This window comes from Flammeovirga sp. AWQ4_249 (assembly GCF_056161045.1).
In genome coordinates this window covers 244,925-269,335 of record NZ_JBSWYJ010000003.1, presented here as the reverse complement: position 1 = coordinate 269,335, position 24,411 = coordinate 244,925, and the positions used below count along the sequence as shown (strand labels likewise).

At 34.5% G+C, this 24,411-nt stretch carries 17 protein-coding genes; 12 read left to right on the top strand and 5 right to left on the bottom strand.

Features of this window, described 5'->3' with window-relative positions:
• Positions 1-18 precede the first annotated feature (18 nt).
• Genes ACXAHM_RS04685 through ACXAHM_RS04660 form a run of 6 tightly spaced genes read left to right on the top strand, consistent with a single transcriptional unit; the run spans position 19 to position 6,280 of the window.
• Positions 19-936 carry a DUF58 domain-containing protein gene (locus ACXAHM_RS04685; protein WP_474959248.1) on the top strand — a complete coding sequence of 306 codons (918 nt, stop codon included), beginning with the start codon at positions 19-21 and terminating at the stop codon, positions 934-936.
• Positions 917-1,387 (top strand): DUF4381 domain-containing protein, encoded by a 471-nt coding sequence (locus tag ACXAHM_RS04680; RefSeq protein WP_474959247.1) that lies wholly within the window; start codon positions 917-919, stop codon positions 1,385-1,387. The genes ACXAHM_RS04685 and ACXAHM_RS04680 overlap by 20 nt, the downstream gene beginning before the upstream one ends.
• Positions 1,353-2,360 carry a VWA domain-containing protein gene (locus ACXAHM_RS04675; RefSeq protein ID WP_474959246.1) on the top strand — a complete coding sequence of 336 codons (1,008 nt, stop codon included), beginning with the start codon at positions 1,353-1,355 and terminating at the stop codon, positions 2,358-2,360. Before ACXAHM_RS04680 ends, ACXAHM_RS04675 begins: the two co-directional genes overlap by 35 nt.
• The gene (locus ACXAHM_RS04670; protein ID WP_474959245.1) at positions 2,353-4,077 is read left to right on the top strand and encodes a VWA domain-containing protein; all 1,725 of its coding nucleotides are present in this window, start codon (positions 2,353-2,355) and stop codon (positions 4,075-4,077) included. The genes ACXAHM_RS04675 and ACXAHM_RS04670 overlap by 8 nt, the downstream gene beginning before the upstream one ends.
• On the top strand, positions 4,071-5,411 hold the full coding sequence (locus ACXAHM_RS04665) for a BatD family protein (RefSeq protein ID WP_474959244.1): 1,341 nt from the start codon (positions 4,071-4,073) through the stop codon (positions 5,409-5,411). The genes ACXAHM_RS04670 and ACXAHM_RS04665 overlap by 7 nt, the downstream gene beginning before the upstream one ends.
• Positions 5,412-5,440: 29 nt before the next feature.
• On the top strand, positions 5,441-6,280 hold the full coding sequence (locus ACXAHM_RS04660) for a hypothetical protein (RefSeq protein ID WP_474959243.1): 840 nt from the start codon (positions 5,441-5,443) through the stop codon (positions 6,278-6,280).
• On the opposite strand, the gene ACXAHM_RS04655 is transcribed toward ACXAHM_RS04660, so the two are convergent.
• Positions 6,281-6,670 (bottom strand): winged helix-turn-helix transcriptional regulator, encoded by a 390-nt coding sequence (locus ACXAHM_RS04655; RefSeq protein ID WP_474959242.1) that lies wholly within the window; start codon positions 6,668-6,670, stop codon positions 6,281-6,283. It abuts the gene before it with no gap.
• Positions 6,671-6,834: 164 nt separating this feature from the next.
• Positions 6,835-7,314, bottom strand: a complete 480-nt coding sequence (locus ACXAHM_RS04650) for a nuclear transport factor 2 family protein (protein WP_474959241.1) — start codon at positions 7,312-7,314, stop codon at positions 6,835-6,837.
• A 248-nt stretch (positions 7,315-7,562) separates the two neighbouring features.
• Between ACXAHM_RS04650 and ACXAHM_RS04645 the strand changes: the two genes are divergently transcribed.
• Positions 7,563-8,417 carry a hypothetical protein gene (locus ACXAHM_RS04645; RefSeq protein ID WP_474959240.1) on the top strand — a complete coding sequence of 285 codons (855 nt, stop codon included), beginning with the start codon at positions 7,563-7,565 and terminating at the stop codon, positions 8,415-8,417.
• Positions 8,418-8,485: 68 nt separating this feature from the next.
• On the opposite strand, the gene ACXAHM_RS04640 is transcribed toward ACXAHM_RS04645, so the two are convergent.
• The 3 genes from ACXAHM_RS04640 to ACXAHM_RS04630 form a co-directional block, all read right to left on the bottom strand.
• The gene (locus ACXAHM_RS04640) at positions 8,486-8,905 is read right to left on the bottom strand and encodes an acyl-CoA thioesterase (protein WP_474959239.1); all 420 of its coding nucleotides are present in this window, start codon (positions 8,903-8,905) and stop codon (positions 8,486-8,488) included.
• A 787-nt stretch (positions 8,906-9,692) separates the two neighbouring features.
• Positions 9,693-15,377, bottom strand: coding sequence for a glycosyl hydrolase (locus ACXAHM_RS04635; protein WP_474959238.1), 5,685 nt, complete (start codon positions 15,375-15,377; stop codon positions 9,693-9,695).
• 391 nt (positions 15,378-15,768) lie between these two features.
• Complete coding sequence (locus tag ACXAHM_RS04630) at positions 15,769-17,712, bottom strand: LamG-like jellyroll fold domain-containing protein (RefSeq protein WP_474959237.1); 1,944 nt, start codon at positions 17,710-17,712, stop codon at positions 15,769-15,771.
• Positions 17,713-18,147: 435 nt separating this feature from the next.
• Here ACXAHM_RS04630 and ACXAHM_RS04625 point away from each other — a divergent pair, with 435 nt between their 5' ends.
• The 5 genes from ACXAHM_RS04625 (at position 18,148) to ACXAHM_RS04605 (ending at position 24,129) form a co-directional block, all read left to right on the top strand.
• Entirely contained in the window at positions 18,148-18,639 is a 492-nt protein-coding gene (locus ACXAHM_RS04625) for a hypothetical protein (protein WP_474959236.1), read from the top strand.
• A 160-nt stretch (positions 18,640-18,799) separates the two neighbouring features.
• Entirely contained in the window at positions 18,800-19,369 is a 570-nt protein-coding gene (locus ACXAHM_RS04620) for a helix-turn-helix domain-containing protein (RefSeq protein ID WP_474959235.1), read from the top strand.
• 476 nt (positions 19,370-19,845) lie between these two features.
• Positions 19,846-21,120: a GTP pyrophosphokinase gene (locus ACXAHM_RS04615; RefSeq protein WP_474959234.1), complete on the top strand. Its 1,275-nt coding sequence runs from the start codon at positions 19,846-19,848 to the stop codon at positions 21,118-21,120.
• Between the two features lie 192 nt (positions 21,121-21,312).
• A complete protein-coding gene (locus ACXAHM_RS04610) occupies positions 21,313-22,365 on the top strand; it encodes an SIR2 family protein (RefSeq protein WP_474959233.1) in 1,053 nt (350 codons plus the stop codon).
• Between the two features lie 3 nt (positions 22,366-22,368).
• Positions 22,369-24,129 (top strand): ATP-binding protein, encoded by a 1,761-nt coding sequence (locus ACXAHM_RS04605; RefSeq protein ID WP_474959232.1) that lies wholly within the window; start codon positions 22,369-22,371, stop codon positions 24,127-24,129.
• The last annotated feature ends 282 nt before the right edge of the window (positions 24,130-24,411 follow it).

Here is a 24,411-nt window from a genome sequence, read left to right as displayed (position 1 = left end):
ACTTTTCAACCCAAGAAATTGCCCTTACTTCATCTCAATATTCAAGATTTATTAGAATTAGAAAGTATCGTCGAAAGTGCTGAATACTTTAAACATCAACGTGTTTCAGGTTTGTTGTCTGGTCGTCATGCTTCTATGTTGAGGGGACGTGGACTGGACTTTTCTGAAGTAAGAAAGTATGTGTTAGGCGATGATATTCGAAATATCGATTGGAAAGTGACTGCTCGGACAAGAGAGACACATACCAAGGTATTTAGTGAAGAAAAAGAACGTCCTCAATTAGTTGTTTTGGATCAAAGTTTATCTATGCTATTTGGTAGTCAAGGCGACTTGAAAGCCAATGTCGCTTTGAAAGTAATGGCAATTCATGGTTTTAGAGCATTAAAAATGGGAGATCGCTTTGGTGGTATACTTTTTACCAATAATGAAAACCAATTATTTCGACCTTCAAGAAGTAAAAATCTGTTTCAAGCAATGTTAGAACAAGCTTTACAATTAAACCAAAAGTTAATTGGGCAAAAAGTAAAGTTAGACCAATCTTTTCAACATTTAGAAGAAGCATTATTTAAAGTCCTACAAATCGCTCATCACGACTTTATCATCAATATTATTACAGATATCACACAAATCACAGACTTGGGTCTAGAACGCTTAGGGTCATTGGCGAAAAGTAATAATGTAATTGTCACTCACATTTCTGATCCTTTGGATGAAACCTTACCCAACCAAAGAGTTCCCATGACCAATACACAAGTGCAAATAGATTGGGATATAACTAAAGAAAACCAATCAAAATTCCATTCCAGCTACAAAGAAGATATCAAAGTAATGGAAAAGAAATTATTGGACTATCGTATTCCATTGGTCACATTTAATACAATGGATCCAATCAAAATTCAAGTAAAAACAATGCTCAATGAACAGTACAGCCGATAAAATAGGGGAGATCATACCGCCAAGTGCTGTTGCTTATTCATTGGATACTTTAGGGTGGAAAATCGTTGGGGGGCTACTTGTGTTATTATGTATTGTAATACTCATTCTATGGGTAAAGCATTACAATAAAAATAGGTATCGTAAAGAAGCTTTACAACTCCTTTCTGAAATCAATGCAGGACACGTTACTTCTGCCAATATTTATGCTATTGATAAGCTATTACGAAGAACAGCTTTTACTGCATATAACCAACAAGAAATTAAACAAATGATGTATTCAGATTGGAAAATGTACCTGGATTCCAAAATCAAAAATACTTCATTTTCTGAACAAGATTTTAATACCATTTTAAAAGGTATTTATGATGAAAATAGTATTGTAAATGCCGCTCAACAATATAAATCCTATTATCAGTATGCCGAATTTTGGATACGAAAACATGCACTTTGAATGGACACATCCTTGGGTGTTTTTATTCATTGTCTTGATTCCTGCGGTGTATTGGTTGATACCTCCGTTGCGATCAAAAACATCAGCTTTGGTCTTTCCTTCTTTCCAAAGAGCAGTGAAAGTATCAGGCTTAAATCCTCGACAAAAGTCAAAAGTTTCACAGAAGAAATTTGTACAATGGGCAGCTTATCTATTGATCTACATTTGTATCCTGATTGGTGCTGCAGGACCAAAATTAGTAGGGACTCCTGAGAAGAAAATCAAAACAGCAAGAAGCTTTTTAATCACCGCTGATATGTCTTTTAGTATGGACAATAAAGATTGGGTGGTAGAAAAACAAAGACTTACAAGATGGCATGCCGTTCAAAAACTGATGACGGATTTTATCAAAGGAAGAAAGTCAGACCGAATGGGCTTAGTTCTTTTTGCAACACATGCTTATCTACAAGCACCTTTGACAGAAGATCTAGAGTCGGTTATGTTTATGCTTAATGATGCGGAAGTGGGAATGGCAGGGCAAATGACTGGAATCGGCGATGCAATAGGCTATGGTATGAAGGTTTTTGAAGCCGATACGACAAAAGAAAAAGTCATTTTACTTCTCACGGATGGTGTAGATAGTGGAAGGGGAATCAATCCCTTGGATGCGGCTGCAATTGCCAAAAAAGATAGTATTAAAATCTATACTTTAGGTATTGGAGACCCTACCGGAAAAGATAAGATTGATGAAAAAACGATGAAGTTTATCGCCCATTCGACGGGCGGTGAATATTTCAGAGCAATGGACGAGAAAGAACTCAAAAAAGCTTATAAAACTCTAGATGAATTAGAACCGATTAAATATGAAACTACAAGGCTTAGACCTGAAGTACTCTTGTATTATTATCCAATCATAGGAACAGTAGTCATCGCTTGTTTATTGATTTTTTATCTCAATGTATTAGCCTTCTTAAAAGCCAGAAAGAATGGATAACGAACAATTGATAAATTCCCTCAATCAGTTTCATTTTCTACGTCCGAAAATGCTATGGTTCTTTGTGCTCATTTTTTTGTTTTTGGTTCAATATATCATTAATAATAAAAAGGCACTTTCATGGCAACGATTGATTAAAGAAGAACTTAGAAGTATTGTCATTCTCAATCAGAAAAATCGTAAAGCGAACTTTCCCGCCATCTTAATGTTCATTTGCGTAGGGATGTCTATTTTAGGATTAGCAGGACCAACTTTCAAACAAAAGAAATTACCAACAGTCATCAATAAAGCCGTTGTTTGGGTAGCCTTAGATTTGTCTCAAAGTATGATGACAAAAGACTTATCGCCTAATCGATTGGAGCGTTCAAAATTGAAAATAAGAGATTTATTTGCCGAAAAATTAAATACAAAAGTGGGACTATTGGTATTTGCAGGAACACCGCATGTTATCTTTCCTCCAAGTTTGGATAAAGAAATTATGGTGCCTTACATGACTACTGTAAAACCTAGAATTATGCCCGTAAAAGGGACTAATTATACTTTGATGTTGGAGTACATGCATCAGCTAACAAAAGAAGATATCGCACCGCCAACAGTCATTATTGTAACAGATGAATTGACAAATTCACAATCCCAACAGATCATTAATTTTAAAAATACATCCAAAGCATTTGTACAAGTTTGGGTAGCAAGTTCATTTAATGGAGGTTTTGTCCCTAATCCCTATAATGATCGAAGAGATTTGATTTATAAAGGTAAAAATGTCCTTTCAAAAGCAGATCAATCAATTCTTGATCAATTAAAGAAAGAAGAAAATATAGATGTGATTCCTTTGACATTGGATGATAGTGATGTTGATGTTTTAGCTGCTCATATTAAAAAACATAGAGTAATAAAAACGAATGCTGAACGAAAGGAAGAAGACTGGAAAGATGATGGAATTTATCTGATTTATCCTTTGGTAATCTTGGTATTGCTTTGGTTCAGAAAAGGATTTATGGTCAATTGGGGATTTATTCTCCTCTTATTTTTAGGAGGATGTGGAGACAAAGCGAATGATTTATGGTATTCCAAAGATTATCAAGGGCAATTGATGGAACAAAAAGGTGATTACGCCGCCGCTGCTGCATTGTATAAAGACAAGGCACATAAAGCTTTTGCTTATTACAAAAGTGGAAATTTAGATGAAGCCATCTCAGTTTATGAATCAGACACAACAGCCACCTCTCAATATAACTTAGGGTTAGTTTTTGCCGAAATGGGTGATTATGAAATGGCACAAGCAGCATTTAAAGTGGCACTTGCTAAGGATTCAACATTAGCAGCTGCTCAACAATCTCTGACAAAAGTAAAAGTATTAATTGAACAGAAAAATGGTACTGAAAAAGGGGAAGATTCCCTTCAAAAAGATACTTCTCAAGCAATAAAAGTATTAACAGAAAAGGAAAGAAAACTATCAGATAATAAATACAATAAGAAAAAAGAAAATCAGGCAGATCGAGAGAAAGAAAAAGTAGTGGACCCAAAGAAAAGGAAATACAAAGAACAAGATTGGCCTGATGAAAAAAAGAAAAAAAAGCAATCTACCCAAATCAATGCGGCTACGATGGTGATGGAAAAGACCAATGCTGACCCTTCTGAATTCTTGAGAAAGAAGTTTATCCTTCAAAAGAAAAAGTATTATCCTAAAGTGAAAAATCCCGAGAAACAATGGTAAGATATCTACTCTTCTGTATTGCATTGCTTTTTGTTTCAATGGAAAGTAATGCCCAAAATGGATTTGCATCGGTGCACCTTCAACGTAAATACACTTTTGTACAACAACCTGTACAAGTAACGATCAAAGTGTATTCTCCAACTTGGTTTACGCAAGGTGTTGAGTTTGGAGACCTCACAGTCAAAGATGCTTTTATCATTCCATTTACCAACTCTGTATCAGGTAATGAAACCATAAATGGAAAATATTACGCAGTGATAAAGCATTACTTCCTCGTTTTTCCTTACAAGGAAGGGACCTTTACTTTTCCTTCGTTGTCCTTAGTGGCTTACATTCCTCCAAAAGGTGATTTTGAAGGAAAAGCAACAACATTAAAGACAAAAGAACAAACTTTTAAAGTTCGGCCTTTGCCACCGAATAAAGAGAATGTGATTCCATTTGTAGCAAGTAGAGTGTACATTTCTGATTATTGGAATAAGGATTTTAAAAAATTAAAAGTAGGTGATGTTGTCGAAAGAACAGTGAAAGTAACAGCAGTAAAGACTATCGCTAATTTTATCCCTCCCGTTAAAATTGACTCTGTAGATTATGCAAAAAGATACTACAATAGCAATTTAACAGACCAAAAGATTAATAGTAAAAAAGAAACATTAGTCAGTACCCGTACCGAAAAGTTCTCCTACCTTTTTGCAAAACCGGGAGATTATGAGATGCCTGGGTCATCGATTACTTATTTTGATCCTTACCGAGGGGAATATAAAACTGTTAAATCTAAAGCATCAAAAATTCATGTAGATACTACTTCCGACTTAGGTATTGTAGCATCAATTGCGGATAGCCTTCAATCTTTACAACCAAAAGTTGATACTAATGCAGCACCAAAAGTGCCATTGAAAGAAAGAATCATTACTTTTTTGGTAGAACAGAAAGTAAATATTGTACTCTTCTTCTTAATTGTCTTTTTCTATAAAAGAGTTAAGAAATGGTTGCTTAAATTAATAAAGTGGTACAAGAGTAGGAGAGAAAACTATTTGAATTCTGAAAAATATGCTTTTTCTAAAGTTGAAAAGAAAAGTAAGTATAAAAATGATTTTGAATATCTCAATGAAGTGTATCGATGGTTGTTACATTCAGCAATAGGCAAGGTTTCAATAACAGCCTCGGCAAAAGAAATCAAAGACACTTCTACTTATGATACTTTCTCTCAATTCTTTGTTCAATTATTTTCAAAAAAGGAAAAAGGTGAACATTCATCACTACAAAGTCAATTACGAAAGTTTAGAAAAAAAATAACCCATAAAGAAAAAAATAAAAGCCATCTCAAAGATTGGTGAGATAAACTTAACCCATAATTGTTGCTACTATGAAAACTACTTATTTAATCTCCTTTCTTTTTATTTTATTCAGTTGTCAACCCAAAGAAACTGAAACAGACAACGATTTATCTGCATTGAATCTAAAAGGTAATATCAAGTCGGTAACCACAAAAAACTATTTAGCAGATGATCAAAATGGTCAACTCATCAAAGGACCTCAAGCTTCACGGTTGGAAGAAGTATTTGATAAAAAAGGAAACCTAATTAAATCGATTGGAGGTTACTCCAATGAAGTCGAAAGAAAATATTGTGAGAAAGGATTATTGCAAGAGGAGGTCGATTATTATAATAATAAAGTCGTTCGAAGATTTTATTACAAATACGATGAAAATAACAGAGAAATAGAGGCAATAGTCTATGGACAGGGAGGTCTTTTAGAACAAAAAAGATACTCTTATTATGATTCCAATGGCTTCTTTATTGAAATGAAAGCATTGGATGGAAAGAATAAGTTGATCGGTCGAATCACTTGTGAAAATGATACACAAGGGAGGGAATTAAAAAAGACTTATTTTAATGAAAATAATCAAGAAGAAGGTGTTTATATCTACATGTATGATGAAGCAGGTCGAAAGATTTTAGATCAAGCCATCAACAAAAATGAAAAGGATAATTCCCTTCAAAAAACCGTCTACAATGAAGACGGCTATCCCATCCAAAACGTCATAAAAACTTGGTATGAAGACAAAATCATCGAATATGATTATGTAGAATATGACGATTTTGGGAATTGGGTAGTGAGGCTTTCTAAAGAAAAAAAGTTGCTCAATAATCAACCTACTTTAGTGCCCAGGTCTTATGAAGAAAGAGAAATTGCTTATTATTAATCAAGCTAATTTTTCTTCAAAATAAAGTAAAACAGCATCACGATTATTCTTGATCTTTTCTACAAAATCAGCAGGGATATTGAGGTCATTATTATAATCATAAGACCATACCATCATTTCTAATAACACGGGAAGTAATGCTTTTCCTTTTTCGGTTAAAAAGTATTCTTTCTGTGTTTTTTTTTGTTCATACACTCTCGAAATGATAATCCCGTTTTGCTCCAATTTTTTAAGTCGATCAGAAAGAATATTGGTCGCAATACCTTCACCTGAATTCTGGAATTCTTTATAGAAACGTTTCCTATCAAAGATCATATCTCGAATGATCAGTAAAGTCCATTTATCTCCAAAAAAATCAAGTGCAAAACTAACAGGACAAGCAGATCTCATAATTATATAATTAGAAGTTAGAAAGCTTGCAATTTAAAAGCTTCTCATTAAATATTCAAGATATCTCTATAGAGGTACGATTCATCGTGTACTAACTTAGAAGTACAAGATGAATCGTGCCTCTACAATTGCAAACTTTCATCTAAGATTTTTCTATTTGAATATTAAAAATAGGTATTACTATTCATAAATTTTCCACCTACCATCCAGAAGAAAAATCGCATAAAACCATTAATAGGTTGAACGGCATCCCAATGTTCTACAATTTTTCCATCTTCTACTTTCCAAACATCAATAATGTTTAGTCCTCGCTTAGGGTTACCACGATCTTTCTTATTGTTAGTTGCATGAGAATGAACCGTTACATGATCACCATCTACATACATATGTTTGACATCATATTGATAATCAGGATACTTTTTAGCAAAATCTGATACCACTTTCAATACTCCATCTAGACCATCTGTCATACTTTGATTGTGTTGCTTGTAGGGATTACTTCCATATTTCTCTTTGATATAATCAAAATTATGGTTGTTCATTATATTTTGAATGAAGTCCACTACAATGCTCGCATTACCTAGTTCTGCGTCTGACCATGAGTCTTTTTTTAAGTGATCTAAATTGATTTGAAGAGTTTCCATAAGAGTACTTTTTAGAATGATTTTTTAGTTAATTTTAATTCACTTGTGAAATGCAAGTATTCAAATGTAAGCAAATACTTTCAAAATGCAAGTGAATTGATATGTAAATATTTAAATACATAAAAAAATGGGGGCTTTGATATGTTTTTTAGAGAATGCATAAAGTTTTTTGTTTATATAAAAAGAAGATATATAACACCTAATAGTAACTTTTTATTAAAAATTATTTTCTTTCTATTTTCAAGAATATGATTCAGAAACTAGTATTAATTGTATTGCTCTTTTCATCAATTGCTACTTATGGACAAGATGAAATGTCAGCAGAAGAGAAACAGAAGTTAGCTCAAATAGCCAATAACCCTATGGCTAATGCTTATAAAGTATTTTTCCAAGATGTAGTAAATTTTAGTAATCGTAACTCAAATACACTATATATAAATGCATTGGTACCAAGTTCACTTGGAGAAAAAATAAGAATGGTCAATAGGGTTTTACTACCTGTAGATACTAGAAATCCATCAGATGCTTTAAAGGAGACTGCTTTAGGAAATTTACAATATCAAGGAATTTTCACAGGTCAAAAACCGATTAAAGTCGGCACAAACAGCGAGGTGGTTCTAGGTTTAGGACCTTCAATATTATTCAATACAAATACCTATGAAAATAAAATTTATGGGGACGACAATTGGGGAGTTGGATTTGCATTTTTAGGTGTATACAAAAATAAAGGGTTTATGGGATTAATTTCTGCTTCACCGTCATGGGGTGTAGGGGGCGATGAAGTAAACACAGCCTTGATTCAATATATGCTTTCGTATAATTTCAAAAGTGGTTTTCAAATTATTTCTTCTCCATTGTTGTTGTACAATGAAGCAATTCCAGGAGATAAGAAATGGTTAGTACCATTTGGATTAGGTGTAGGTCAACTTTTCAAAGTTGGAGGGAAATTGCCAATCAATCTTAGTGTAGTAGGAAATTATAATGCGATCAGACCTGATGTATTAGAAAATAATAAATGGCAATTGGGAATTAATCTTATGATGATTCTTCCTAGTCCAAAACTGATGAAAGCTATGAAAGCCAAAGAAAAAGGTGAACTATAAGATTCATATTAAAGCAAAAAGCCAACATAAATTTAATATCTATGTTGGCTTTTTTAGTTATCTATTAATTATACATATTCAAGTACTAGTTCTTCTTTTTCAAATCGACTGTAGTCAATACGTATAGGTTTATTATTTTCATTTAAAGCAACGAAAATAAATACACTTTCCATAACCTTTTCTTTGGTATCTGAATACATATCTTCAGCATACATTTCAAGAATGACTCTTAATTTGACAGGGTCAGCTTTTTCAACTTTGCCCACAACTTCCACAATTGTATTAGGAGATACCGCTTTAAGGAATTTGATATCTTCTGTTTTCAACGTAAACATACGTTGTCTTGTGAATCTTGTGGCTGTAATGTAAGCTACTTCGTCCATCCACTTCATAGCTTCTCCACCAAACAGCGTGTTGTTTGCATTCAACGTGTTGGGAAAGATAGCCTTAAATTGTCTTGTTATTGTTTTTCTTATTCTCTCTTCCATAGCTCATAAACAAATTGAGCCGCAAGGTAATCATAATGCTATTACCTTTGCAGTAAAATGTTATGAATTTATGGTATAATTACGATTTCTAATTTTGAGCTAACGTAATTTTTTTACCTTCTTTAAAATGAAAGAATACAACTGCCAAAGGAGATAACAAAAGAGGGCAGAAAGTAAAATAGGGAGGACTGAGAAGATAATCGCCAATAATAGTTCAGAGAAATCAAATCCAAAGTATTCGATAATTAAACCTAAAAGCACATAGTTGACCACCACTAAATTCATAAAAATGAACCCAAAGGTAAACACTTCAACTCTTAGTTCTTTATCTCTTCTCCTTAGGACAAAATAGCAAATGACGAGGAAGCAAATGTAAAATATTTCGAAAATTAAATACATATACTAAAGGTTATAAAACCTTTTCAACTATTAAATAAATAATAGAATTATCAAGGTCTAATTACGGTTAGCCATCAATAAAGTTCTACAAAATTAAGGAGTTAGATTGAAAACATTAACTAAATAAACATTTTACATGCTCTTTTTACAATTATTCACAGGTAGGAAGGATTAATAGTTCAGTAAATGGCTCGTTAGACGCGATAAATCGAGTCTCTACGGGGGGGGGGGGATACCTATGATTGAAAAGCTACCATTGTAGAGGCACGATTCATCGTGTCTCACGGCCCACAATCAGCACTATATTTATTTAAAGAGAAATAGTAAGGAATTTCATCATCAGCCCCGGTCATTACACCGAGGCTGAATCTGAAAAATAGGTTTTAGCTTATTGCTTAATCCACTTTTTAACTGTTTTATAATGTACACTTTGTACTTCAATGGCATACATACCAGAACTATAGTTGTGAATGTCAAATGTTGAGAAATTACTCTTTTGAACACGTTCTTCTTTTATTTGTCCTGAACCTAGGTTAATGATTCTAACAGTAAACTCTGAATCTGTAACTGTATTCGGAATTGATAAGTGAAGACTGTTATGTGCTGGGTTAGGGTAGAGGTTGATTTCTAATTCTTTTAATTCATCCTCCAACGCAATTGTTCTTGCATTACTGTTAGCACATGAATGCATATTAGTACTTCCGTTTCTTTCTCCACCTTCCGGTACGTTATACACGAAGTAGAAATTCACAGCATTTGTATTTGAAATTCTATACGAATATGTACCATCTCCATCATCATTCATATGATATCCAGCTCCATTAATAATGGCTAACCTCAATGTATTACCGACACCACTTCTTTGCGGTTCAAAACCAATGATGACATCATTTCCTTCATAGTTTACTGTGTAGAAATAATCTGTTGTACCTGAAGTAGTAAAGCCTGCTTCACCGTCACAAATATTATCACCATTATTGATGATTTCTGTATCAGTAGTGACTAACATTGATGCTGAATTTGTATTGCCTGCCGCATCTTTTGCGGTAACAACTACTTGGTATTGTGTATCATCTTGAAGACCAGAAAATGCATAAGATGTTGTATTGATTGTACTTACAAAATTACCATTCAAAAAGACATCATATCCTGTAACACCTACATTATCTGTTGAAGCATTCCATGTAGTGGTAAAACTATTTGTTGTTACATTACTAGCAGATAAGTTAGATGGAGCATTAGGAGCAACTGTGTCTTGATTCGAATTATCTCCGCCACCTTCACAATTTCCAGTGTTTTCTAAGTGAGCATTGTTTGCAGTGTTTCTTTCACCTCCTTCTGGAATATTATAAGTGAAATAGAAATGAATATCATCGCCTGCATTAATGTTGGTTTCATAAGGAGTATCAGTGCTCATAAAATAACCTGGATGACCTTCACCTTCACTTCCTGCATAATAGACAATCAATGTTGAATTGGCTACACCTGCTCTTGAAGGACTAAAAGTAATAAACGTCTTTCCGTTGTTGGCTGTCACTTCATAAGTATAATCTCCATTAAGATCTGTACCTCCACAAATACTACTATCTCCACCGCCATTGTCTTCGGCTAACGTAGTCACTGAAATGCTGGCAGATAATGATGCATTACCTGCCGCATCTTTAGCGATAATACCAACAGTATAATTAGTATTTTCAGTCAGTGAAAGTAAGTTAGTTTGAGTAATAGTTGTTGTTGAATTTAAAGTACCGTTAAGATAAATTTCGTAGTATTCTACACCTTCATTGTCTGATGAAGCATTCCAATTTAGATCAAATGAAGAGGTTGTGATATTGCTTGCTGTGAGGTTAGAAGGGATCGTTGGCGCTTCCGTATCTGGGGTTTCTCCACTACTTCCACCACATTCACCCAGTGTTACTTGATGTGGATTAGCCGCCGTATTTCTTTCACCTCCTTCAGGAACATTGTAAGTGAAATAGAATTCAATCTCATCATTTTCTGTTGCACTAATTCCATAAGGTGTATTTGGCGTAACGATATGTCCACCACGATCCGCATTATTTACTTTATAATATAAGATGATCACAGAATTACCTACACCTGTTCTACCCGGAACAAAAGTGATGGTAGGAGCATTATTTTCATTGGCTACTTCATAAGTGTAATCCCCTGATTCGGGTCCACCTTCACAGATTAATTGTTCTGGCAATGTAGAGAATGTATTTTCAATAGCATTAGAAACGTTTCCACTAAAATCTTCTGCTGTGATGCTGATAGTATAGCTTGTCTCAACCGTTAAGCCTGGGATATTAAATTGCGTATCCACAGTACTTCCTGCAAACGTTCCATCAACATACACTGAATACCCTGCAACGCTTACATTATCATTGGCTGAATTCCATGCTACCGTCAAGAAATCTTGTCCACTTTCTACCAATGTGACAGGAGCTGTAAATGTAGGTGCTTCTGTATCCGCTAAGGTTGTAAAAGAAGTACTTACACTTTCTGATGTATTATTGGAAGCATCAAAAGCAATCACTTCTATTGTATAATCAGTGTCTGCTGATAAACCACTTAAAACTGTAGTTGAATTAGAGGTTGTCGCTAAAAGAGTACCTTCTGAAAGAATTCGATAGCCAGCAACACCGATATTGTCAGTGGCTGCATTCCATGATAATTCAGCAGAAGATAAACCAATATTTAGAGTACTTAAATTAGAGATTGCTGAAGGAGCTTCATTATCAATGATAATCGGTAATGTGGTCTCTGAAATAGTTGTTGAAGAAGAAATATTATTACTTCCATCTACTGCTGCAACACCGATTGTGTAAGTCGTATTGTCGTTTAATCCAGAGAAAGTATAATTCAATTGATTGACTGTTGCCACCACTACATTGTTTAATGAGACTTGATAACCTGTTATCCCAATATTATCTGTAGAAGCATCCCATGCAATGGAAATTTGATCGATTTCTTTGGCTGTTGTAACTAAGTTTTGAGGAGTAGAAGGGGATTCTTGATCGGCAATATCACCTGTTCTTGTAAAGGTAAAACGGCCTAGATTAAATCCTCCGCCATCAGCGACTAAACGTATAATATGTTCTCCTTGCTGAATGGGAATATCTCGAATATAAACACTTTGCCATGCTCCCCAATCACCTGTATAATTGATCGAAGCTGGAGTACCCAATGTCACTTCATCGACTTCCAAATGCAATGGACCGCCTCCTTCATTAAGTCCTGATGCTACTCTAAATTCTACATCATACATGCCTGTTTCATTGGCATTGACAGTGTATTCTAACCATTCGTTTTTATCTATCCAACCTACTGAAAGTCCTTCTGATTGAGAAGCTGATACGTCTACATAATCTTCTTGTCTTGCATCGCCTTCATTGTAAGGCGTTACATCATAATATGCCACATTTTGTCCTCCAATATCATATTGACCTGAATACAACTGACCAGGAATTGTAGCAGGAAAACCGCTGTAAGGATCTTGTGGAATCCCCAAACCAACTTGTACCGTTGCATATTTTGATTGTTTATAATCTCCTCCTAAAAATGCTCTTGCATTGTAGTTGTAAACATAATCAGGAACATTGTCTAAAGTAAGGCTATACGGAGCCGTTGTTGCTGTACCTAATAACGTTTCTCCATCATAAAATTCTACTTTATCAGGTGTACCTCTTTCGACATTGGCTTGTAAAGTAATGCTTGCTTCCGAAGGGAATTTCTGACCATTAGAAGGGCTTGTCATCGTTACATCCAATGGAACATCCTTACTGGTTGCCGTTTGTCTTGCTGGTACTTCTAACTGATAACCGTCTGAGAAGTTGACATAAATTGTTTGATCAGAATAGTTATGAGCTACATACGTTTTATTTCCATTTTTGCTGAATACACTTGCAATAGGATGATCAGCCGTAATCGTCACATCAACTTGTCCCAAAGCAACCATATTGTGTAACCAATAGTAGGTATGTGCTTTTGATTCCCCAAATTCAATGGAATAATCAGGATATCCTTCAAAGTAATCTAGTGCTTTTTCAGGATCAGTAAATGATAAATACATCCAATAGATATCGTACCAAATATTAGGGTTTTGTTCTCTGTTTAATATACCTGTATTCGCAGTGATGTCATCCCATAACTTCTGAACCAATTCAGGACGGTATCCTAAGTACAATGATCCACCATGAATAGGAAGGAAGTTGATGCCCCACATCGGTCCAATATCCAAGGTCCAGAATGTTTCAGCATCATATCCTGCACCCCAAATTCTTGACACTGCTTCATAGCCTAATTCAGGTTGGAAGGTATTGTCGTTGACATCCCACCAATATTCCTCAATGGCTGATAATTCTGTTGTATATAAATAGATTCCTAAATCTCTGATTTCTTTGTTGCCTGTCACTTCACCCCAGTGAATTAAAGCGGAGTGGAATTGCATACTTTCGGAACTAGACTCTTGATCATTACCATTTGGATCTGTAGAGGAACCATTCGCCCAAGAGTGCCCTGCATACGGACTGAAGTTTCTTAAATATGGGAATAAAGGATCATTGGCATCATAAGAGTTGGCATCACGGACCAGTAAGTTGACCATATCACCCCATTGTTCTGCCCAACCCGGTTGGTATTGCTCGATCATTGCCGCCATATGTACAAAGTATCCCCAGTGGAAGTGATGATCGTTTAAGTTGTAATCTTGACCATGACCGGCAGGGTATCCTAACATCGCTTTCCAAGTTTCATCATAATACATGATAAAATCTGTCTCACCTTGTTCAGCAGATAACCAATCTTCAATACGCTCTCTAACGGTATTAACTAACTTTTCTTTTGCTGTTTCATTTCCTAATTGATCAGCGATATGCGCCAATTGAGCTAGACGATTCATCTTCTTGCCATCATTGTATGAGTCAGTGTAAGATGCTAATGAACCACCACTGGCATCATCCACCATTTTGTAGAGTTCTGATTGAGAATAAGAATCACTGTACTTGCCTAAATTCGGAAGTGTTGGTAAAATCCCTTGGAACCCATGTTCAATCTGAAAAGAATTAGCCGCCATTGCCTTAATATCACCTCTTACAGAGGTATAACTGTAAGGATGCAATGTAGGTGCTTCCGAAGGTAAATGTTCCCATTGATGCGGTAATAACCCCAATAAAACCTGATTTTCTGTACCTTCCTTGACGTCTACTTCTACATTAAAATTGGTGGTCATCACCGAATTGCTTTCATTGTATGACCAATCCACAGAAGTATTGACAGGGAATACATATGCATATTTCTTCATTTCATTGACTGCCGTTTGAATGTTTACACCTTCAGGAAGATGAGCGATACTCCAATACGTTTTACCATTGAAATCAGAAGTATAAGCATTGCCCGATTGTGTCCAAGTAGATCCCTCAGGACCAAATACAGCATAGTCGGCACCATTATAATTGTCTTCAATAATCAAAATATTGCCTTGTACCGTCACAGGAGATGGGAAGTTTAACTTCACTTTAGCCACTTCACTAGGCGCTTTCTCAAAGTAAGTAAAAGGCATTGCCATACCGATAGTTGCTTTGAAATGATGATTACCTTCTAACCAGCCAGCAGTCACTGTCCAATCCGAAAAGTCATCCACCAATGATTCAGAAGTCCCTAATCCTTCTACACCAACCACGATTGGAAACACTTCCGACATTGGCTGTTTGTAGTTACGTTGGCTAGAAATTGGAACAGTGTACTCAATGGCCAAACCATCAGGTCTTGAACGATACGCTAAAGGATAAGCATAGAAGCCCCATCCATGCGAAGAACTATTGTAAGTGGTCCAAAGTAAAGTCGACCACCAATCATTCGTAGGGATTGGTTTTCCTTGCAAATTGTCTGAAATTTTAGGCGTTGCAGTTGTGCCAAAACCCAAACCTCTAGGTTGCTCTCTACGTCCTTGTACAGCAGGCCCCGGGAAAGTTTTGGTATAACTTCCTTGTCCAACTGGGACGATTTGTGCAATAGATTCTAAAGAAAGTAGGAGAAGTGTAACACTCCATAATAGTAATTTCTGTTTCATACTGTTGTTGTAAATAATAATTGTGTTAGTGTTTTGAGAGTTTTATAACTGGTATCACAATATTAGGGGGAAATAGGGTAATAAGGGTAATAAACCACCTCTACATCACCTCACAACAGTACTCTATTTTACCTCACAGTAAATAGTTGTATTTTAGTTAAAGTGTTGACTTTTAGTATTTAATGATGTGCTTACGTTTAAAGAGGTAACACACATTGTAAAAAAGTAATCACAGCATTTCTGTTCGTAGTTTCAAGCGATGGCGTAACTACAAACTATCTTATTCTTTAAGTTTTAAATTTAAAACGACTAAAAATCAAGAATAATAAAAGGCCTATATGTGATGAAAATCAATCCATTACATATAGACCTTTTACCTTAAAAAGAAAGCTTATTGCGTAAGCTTTTGATCCAATTCTAACGCACTAACACCTTCCAATCCAGAAGTGTAAATCTGCTGAATCTCTTCATGGTTTAAGGCTCTTGTCCACATCGAAATATCATCCAATAGCCCTCTGAAGTTTTGCATATTCATAGTCTCTTTCAAATTAGATTTATGCTTCTTCATTTGAGTGGCAATCGACATCCAATTGGCTTGACTTGTATTTACATTAGTGGCTCCGCCTTTTGTATCTCTTTCCGAAATTAATTTTCCATCTACATATAATAAATTCTCTTGTAGGGGTGCTCCATAGTGAGGAACCACAACTGCTACATGATGCCATTGTCCATCATTGAGTTTTTGGTTGGTAGTAGCCGTATAAGTGTCGGCTTTAAGGGCTAACTCCAATTGTCCATCGTTGATAGAGATGTTGTAAAACTGTCCTTTACCCCAATATGAGCTACTATTGAAAATGATTCTTCTACCGTCTGCTTTTGTTTTTAACCAAACTGAAATAGTACGTTCATATCCTTTCGCAATTGGACCGATCGGTAACACAAATAGCTTTGAACTTTCATCAATTCTAACCGCATTATTAATGATTCCTTTTTCTATTTTAGAAGATGCACCAAGCAATGAATAATCATACTCAAACCCACCGTCGTTGAGGTAAGCAACAGGGGAGGAGATACCTTGGAAATGCACTTTGTCTTTTGCCTTATTCGGGAAGTTTCCTGTAACGCTAAATTTAAATGCATCGGCAGGAACTATTTGATCAAAACTCCAATGGATTTGTAGTTTTTTAGGCGAAATAGGAGCAAGCAATCCTGATGAAGAAATGCTTGTGTTTTTATTCGTTTTATCAATCGTCAAAGTGCCTAATTGATCACCATTTTTATGATAAGTCACCAAACTTAATTTGTCATCTTCGACATCCACAGTGGTTACATTGCTTAAATCATTCCCTCTTCCTACAAATTGAATAAGGTCTGATTTTTCATCTTTTGTCACCGTATTCATATGTACTTCTCCTGCCAAATAAAGATCAACATGATACTTTCGTAACAGATTCAAAACCTTTTCTTCAGCATGTCTAGAAACCAACATTCCACTACTTGCATACTTTCTCACAGGATAGATAATCGGCAAATGAGATTGTACAATAATATGCTTAATGCTCTTTTCTTTTTGTGCTTCACTAAGTACAGACTCAAACCATTTTAGATGCTCTCCAGTGATGTCTCCTTCCACTGTACCTTCTTCACCTAAGTTGATGTTTGCACCATCAAAACGGAACATATCTATCGTGACAAATAAGATGTTTTTGTATTGAATAGCATTAGAAGTATGTTCGTATTTCGTCCCGATAGGTCTAGCTTCAGCCTTACCAATTTTTTTTGTAAAACGAGAATTTCCTTTTTCATCTAAAGTGAAAACGCTTGCAAAACCTTCTCTGAAATTAGGTAAATGTTTCACTACTTTTGAACCCTTTTTCCATGGATTATCACCCAATTCATGATCACCGACTGCGACCAAAAACTCCTCATAACCCACTCCATAAACGATATCTTTCAACCCTTGATAACACAATCGAGAAGATTCAAGAATTACCTCTCTTTCCGTAAAGTCAGCATGGGCAGGATACGATTTAAAAGGACCAAGATATTTACTTTTGTACCAATGACCACCATTTGTATCCCCCGGAAGGATGACCAACTCACCACCATGCGCATTTCTCATGGCTAAAAAAGAAGCAGTTTGTGCCGCAATTCTTTCCTCTCTAGCATTTTTAAAGGCAGGGTCTTTACTCTTATTCCAAACCCTTGTCAATCCTTCTGCATTGTGATAATCTGGAATATTTATAAACCTCCATTTCGGAGTTTTTTCTTGACCGAATGAATTTACACTTAACAATAAAGCTGTAAATATCAGTAATAGTTTATCTCTTTTCATTTCAATTTCTTTTCTATCAAATATGAAAAATATCACATCATTGTAGTAGCATAAAATATTCAATAAGTATCATAAAAAAGGATTCGTTTATTTGTGGTAGAAGTAATGTGATAAATATAATTCTATCGACTACTATATCTCTTTTAGATGACTCTCTAAAATTAAACCTGTTTCAAGTGTTAAGCCGATTGGCGTCACTTGGAACTATTCTTTTGAAGAAGTTTGAAGACTTCCAAGCCCAAAACAACATATTAAGTTTTTCATTCTTCACTTTTCACTCTTCATTAATATACATGTAACTATCTCAATAAAAACTATTTACTATTCAAGAAAATAAAGTTTAAGTAATCCGTAGTTGTGATTCTTAAAAGATTTTTTTGCAAGATTTGTACAACCAAAAACTGCTATGACTTTTCAAAAACTAAATTTGCAACAATGCAAACAATAAATTTCAACGAAACACTTAGCGATTCTAATGTTTCAATTTTCGTAAGCTCTCAAGAAGAAGCACAATACTTTATCGATGAGATGAGTAAGGAGTATAAAAAACTTCAAATGGAATTCATCAAAGGAGAGTATCAAGCCGATCAAGGCGAAACAACTCGACAGGAGTTGCTTAATGAGTTAACTAAAATCCAAAGTGAAATTGTAAGCTTAGATGAACTTCTTGCTACCTTATCAGAGGGCAATTTGAAAGACGATACACAACTTGATCGTGACAAAGCATATGTAAGAGAAAGAGAAGTTCGTAAGCGTTATGAAACAAAATGTGGTTTCGGGTTTATCAAAAACAAATTCGAAACAGCTGTAGAAAATGCACATAAAATGGAACTTCGTGAAAGTATCAAAGTGGTTGTTGACTATGCTGAAACACAAAGCTGGACAGTCAATCATTATAACCTACTTCCTGATCCTATTACTGCGTAATTCAGAATAATAAATGATTATAGTAAAGAAATTCCAAAGGTGTATTTTAAAGTAATAAGTCATACAGGTTTTGGAATAAACATCTTGGAGTTTCTTTCTATATCCCCTTGTAGAGGCACGATTTATCGTGTCTCATGTAAGAGTGGTAAACAATAAAAAAATGAAGAATCTTCAACTGCACCATAGAAAAATCATCCAACGTCTAATAGAAGAAAAGAGATATTCTGTAAAAGAAATTGCAGAAGGCTTAGAAGTTTCTCCTTCTACGATCTATCGTGAGTTGAAGCGAAATACAAATCCTAAAACTAAAAAGTATGATGCGGACTATGCTCACAAACTATTCTTAGCTAGAAAGAAATATGCAGGATCAAAGAAAAAGAACCCTTTCCAACATCATCCAAGAAGAAAAACCAATTACCAACTTTACGCCCAAAGACGATTTATTTACTGGTATTCTGATAAGTATTATAAATTCAAAATACCCAATAGAAGGAAAGATGAATTCCATGTTCCCAAAAGATATGCTTACCGTCTCGGTAAAAAGTATTTCGATCACAACAACGATTGGGAACTCTACGACCTTTGGATGGAACACCTAAAACTCTTCAAAGAACAAAGATCAGCATCCACCCCAAAATATTATTGGATGCGTGCCCTTATCAAAACCGAAACAACATTTACACTCTGGAAAAACCCAGCTTCCCAGTTGGAACAGAAGAGGTGTGTGTAATGCTTTCTTATTTTCTTCTTCACCTCAAAAATTCCCCACACTTCTTACGGCTATTTGAAATTGATATCCCTTTTAGGGATTTTTTTATGTCCAAATTTTCTTAGTGGACTGCTTTGTTTTCATTTTTGGTAGAAGAGGGAGAAAAATTGCATTTGCTCACGAATTGATTTTAGAAATTTATTTTTTAGCAATCGATTGAAGTGTTTTAATCTTCTTGTTCACAGTGGTTGAAAAATGAAATATTAATGATTGTTAATTATAATGTAAAATATGTAATTCAAAATGCCTTATGTAATGTTTTGGTTGTATTGTGATAATTTAAGATTTAAATTGTTAGGGCTTTCAATGATCTAACAGCAAACTATATTTTTTTGAAAGGAGATTGAAGGTGATTTTTTAATGGATATACACATAGTCACATTATTGAGATAAAGTGACTATGTTGTTTATTGAATGTTGGACACAATTAAGAACGAATGGAAATAATCGAAGAATTCTTAAATCAATACAACAAGCAATTTGATTTCTACACGGAATTGGCCAGGATTGGCAATGCTAAGTTGGAATCTGAATTAAGAAAAAGAGGAATAAAATCAATTGTTTCATATCGGGCTAAAGGTAATGATCGACTAAAAGACAAACTTGTTCAAAGGAATAAGGAAAAACAATACAAGAAAGTTCAGGATGTATTTAACGACATTGTTGATTTAGCTGGTATTAGAGTTGCATTGTATTTTCCGTCTGATCGAGATATAGTAGATGAAATCGTAAATGATTTGTTCAATGTTAAAAAGAAGAAGGTCTTTCCTGTATCTTCACATAAACCTAAGCATACGAAAAGATTCTCTGGTTATTGGGCTACACACTATCGCGTAGAAATTGATAAGTCTGATAAGTCAAATAAAAGGTACCAAAATACTTTATTTGAAATCCAAGTTGCTTCTGTTCTAATGCATGCATGGTCAGAAGTAGAACATGATTTAGTTTATAAACCTTTATCTGGAAACTTGTGGGAAGAAGAATTGGCCATTTTAGATGAAATCAATGGTCTAGTACTAACTGGTGAAATTGCCTTAGAGAGATTGCAAAACGCAATGACGAAAAGGACAAAGGAAACCAAAGAGATTTCTAACAAATATGAACTGACCAATTTTATCACAAATTCTCTGAATAAGAACTACATCAACAAATTAAAACTTGGAGATACTAAAGTACTTAATAACTATTTCAAGAATATCTACAATTATGATACAGATACCTTTACCAAATATCTCAACAATATCAATCAAAGTGTAGATGAAACGATTTCGGATCAACTTCTAAATATGTTCCTAAAGGACTATTTAAAAGATGACATGAAGGACAAATCACTGAAAAACTATTTCATAAAGTTTACGGGTCCTAATAAAGATACTTCTGCGTTCGAGTCATTCGTAAAAACATGGATAGTTCTTGAAAAGGCTTATTCAATAGTCCTTAATGAAAATGGTATAATTGATAGAACTAGAAAGTACAATGTGCCTCGATTGGAAAAATTGTTTGAATTACAGATTCTTTCTAAACAAGATATAAATGACCTTCAAAAATTTAGACGCATCAGAAATCAACTTCTGCATGGTATTGAAACACCAGATGACAGCTTCTTAAATGACTCTTTTATTCGTCTCCGACAAATTACTCTTAAGGTTATCAAAAGTTTGGAGAATGAAGTAACAAGACAGGAGCTATTGAGTGAATTAAATGATACATAAAAACTGTGCCTAACAAAAAAATGTATAGTGTATCCCTTTCGGGATACGTACCATACACAAAACGTTAGGTTTCATGAAAAGAGCGACAAGCCAACGTACATTTGGCACATTTACAAGCTCCAACACACAGGCTGATTCTTCAGCTTGTAAAAGAGCCAAATTTTTGCCGACACACACATATTTTAAGATAGAATGGATTTAAACAAAATATATCAAGAAATACAAGAAAGACTTCGAAAACAACTTGCTTTGATAATTGGTACAGGAAGTTCAATTTCAGTTGACTTTGATTTTGGCATGGGGGCTTTAGAGTCTCATTTAAAATCAGTTGTTCCTGTTGTAATAAATGGAGATAAACAAGCTGAAAGTGAGTGGGAATTAGTACTAGAGAATTTAAACAAGAAGATTGATTTTGAAAACTCATTAAATGTTGTAAAGTCAGATTTCTTACTTGAAAGTATAATTGTTGAAACTGGTAAACATGTTGCGAGGGTTAATTATAAGAACATTTCAAAGATATCTATTGGTAATATACCAATTATAGCTCTTTTCGAACGACTTAAAAATGCACTTTCTTATACGAATCCAATAATTGATTTAATTACACCAAATTATGATTTGATTATTGAAAATGCCTTGTCTCATTGCGGTATAGATTATAACGATGGATTTTATGGTGGAATACAAAAGAAATTTGATTGGGCAGAATCAGAGCAGATATTCAACCGATTAGAAAACAATAGTAAAACTGGAAAAATCTACTCTAAAGTATATCCACATTTCAGGTTACACAAAGTACACGGTTCACTTAACTATTTTGTGAAGAATGAAAATGTTTATCGGAATGACAGCTTATCTTACTTTGAAAGTATTGACGATTATGAAAGGTTCATTATAACTCCTGGTGAAACAAAACATAAAAGAATTGTCGAGAATAGACACTTCTATCGTGAAATGGATAACGCAATAGATAAGGCACAAACTTACTTATTCATAGGATACGGATTTAATGACATCGACATAGATAAAAAAATATGTCAAAATATTAATCAGGTAAGCCGTAGGGCTATAATTGTAACTAAAGATTTAATCGGGAATGCAGAAACAATAATCGATAAAAATCCAGAGATAATTGCAATAAGTGATAATTATAAAGGAGGTGCTATAATTAGATACCAAGGAACTGAAATAGAACATAACAAACCGATTTGGCAAATTGATGAATTTGCAAATGAAATATTATAGATAATGGTAAAGCTTTTTAATTTTAATGAAGAAACAGACTATGTTGGTAAAGTTGTATATGTTGATACAACTAAATTGAGTTTAGATGTTAAACCCAAAGAACTTAAACTTGCTAGAGTCGGTCGGTTGGTTGCAGTAAAAATTTCATCTGCAGTAGAAGAATGGGCAATTGCAATCGTAGAAAGAGTTATTAAAAATCCATCAACTGAACAGTTAAAAAACATTGTTCAGCCAAATGATGATGAAGAACCAAGCCCTGTAAGTGCAGATTCTATTCTTGAAAGAGTTTCAAATATTGTAACTATTACCATTGTTGCGACATTTAAAGGGAAGAAAGGAACAGAAACGAATTACTTCTCACGTTCTATTCAAGAAATCCCAGATATTGATGCCGAGGCATTTTCGATTGAAAGTGAAAACTTAGAAAATTTCATGGGCTTACTTTCTGCCAAATCAAAATCGGATGTTTCACTTGATTTAGGTAAATATTCATTAAGTGAAAAGGCTCGTGCACAATTGAATGGAGATAAGTTTTTTCAGCGCCATGCAGCTATACTAGGAAGTACAGGTTCTGGTAAGTCATGGACAGTTGCTTCAATATTAGAAAAGGCAGCAGAATTGCCAACCACCAAAATGATTGTTTTTGATTTACACGGTGAATATTCAACACTAAAATTTGCAAAACAATTAAGAGTTGCTGGTCCTGACGATTTGGATTCTAAAGATGATGAAGTATTGTTTTTGCCATATTGGCTACTAAACTCGGAGGAAATGCAGGCTATGTTCATTGACCGCTCGGAATTCTCAGCTCATAACCAAGTTATGATGTTTCAAAAAATAGTTGGTGATGAAAAGTTAAAGCACTTAAATGACAATGATAAACAAGAAGTTATTAGTACATTCACAATTGATAGCCCAGTATCTTATTGCTTAAACTCTGTTGTAAGTGAACTAGGTCGTTTAAATGAAGAAATGGTACCTGGTGCAAATGGAAAACTAAAGAAAGGTGATTATAACGGAAGTTTTGGGAGATTGTTAACTCGTCTCAGTGTAAAGCTGACCGATAAAAGGTATGGTTTTCTTTTTCAACATCCTGACGAACTTAATGATTATGATGCGTTAACTAAAATAATACAGCAACTAATAGAATTTGAAGGTGATGAATCAGGAATAAAAGTGATTGATTTTTCAGAAGTTCCTACTGATATTATGCCTATAATAATAGGTTTGGTCGCTAGGATTCTATACAATATTCAATTCTGGACTGAGAAAGAAGAAAGGCACCCTCTTGCTCTTGTTTGCGATGAAGCTCATTTGTATCTGCCTAAGAAAGGTGAAAATAGTCCTAATGAAAAAAGAGCATTGGAGAACTTTGAAAAGATTGCCAAAGAAGGTAGAAAATATGGAGTTAGTTTATTGGTTGTTAGTCAAAGACCTTCAGATGTTAGTGAAACAATTCTTAGCCAATGTAATAATATTATGTCATTAAGATTGTCTAATAAACAAGATCAAAGTACAGTTAAGTCTTTTATGTCGGACAATTTAACAGTATTTGCTGATATCTTACCGACTTTAGATGTTGGTGAAACAATTGTACTTGGTGACGCAGTTCTTTTACCTTCTAGAATTATGCTTGATATGCCAAAAGAGGAGAATAGACCTTTAAGTAGTACTATTGATTTTTGGACAGAGTGGAATAAAAAAGATAGAAAAACTGATTATAATAAAGCTGTAGAGAATTATAGAAAACAAAGTAGGAAATAGCTATCCTACGCAACCATACACATTGCCAAGTCGCTCAAATAAGCTGACACACAAACCAAAACATGTCAAAGAGTATGGCTGCCCCAACGCACGGGCAGACTGAGGAAAATAAAGCACGAAAACCTAACAATAAATATAGGTCATTTGGCGGATAGTGCTAAAATTGAATATAAGTACAATTAATAAAATATATAACGGTTTGAAAGGTCGGAGCATTTAAAATGCCAAACGCCCCACATTCGAACCGTTACAACCTTTTTTACTCTTCTAATTTGATTCAAA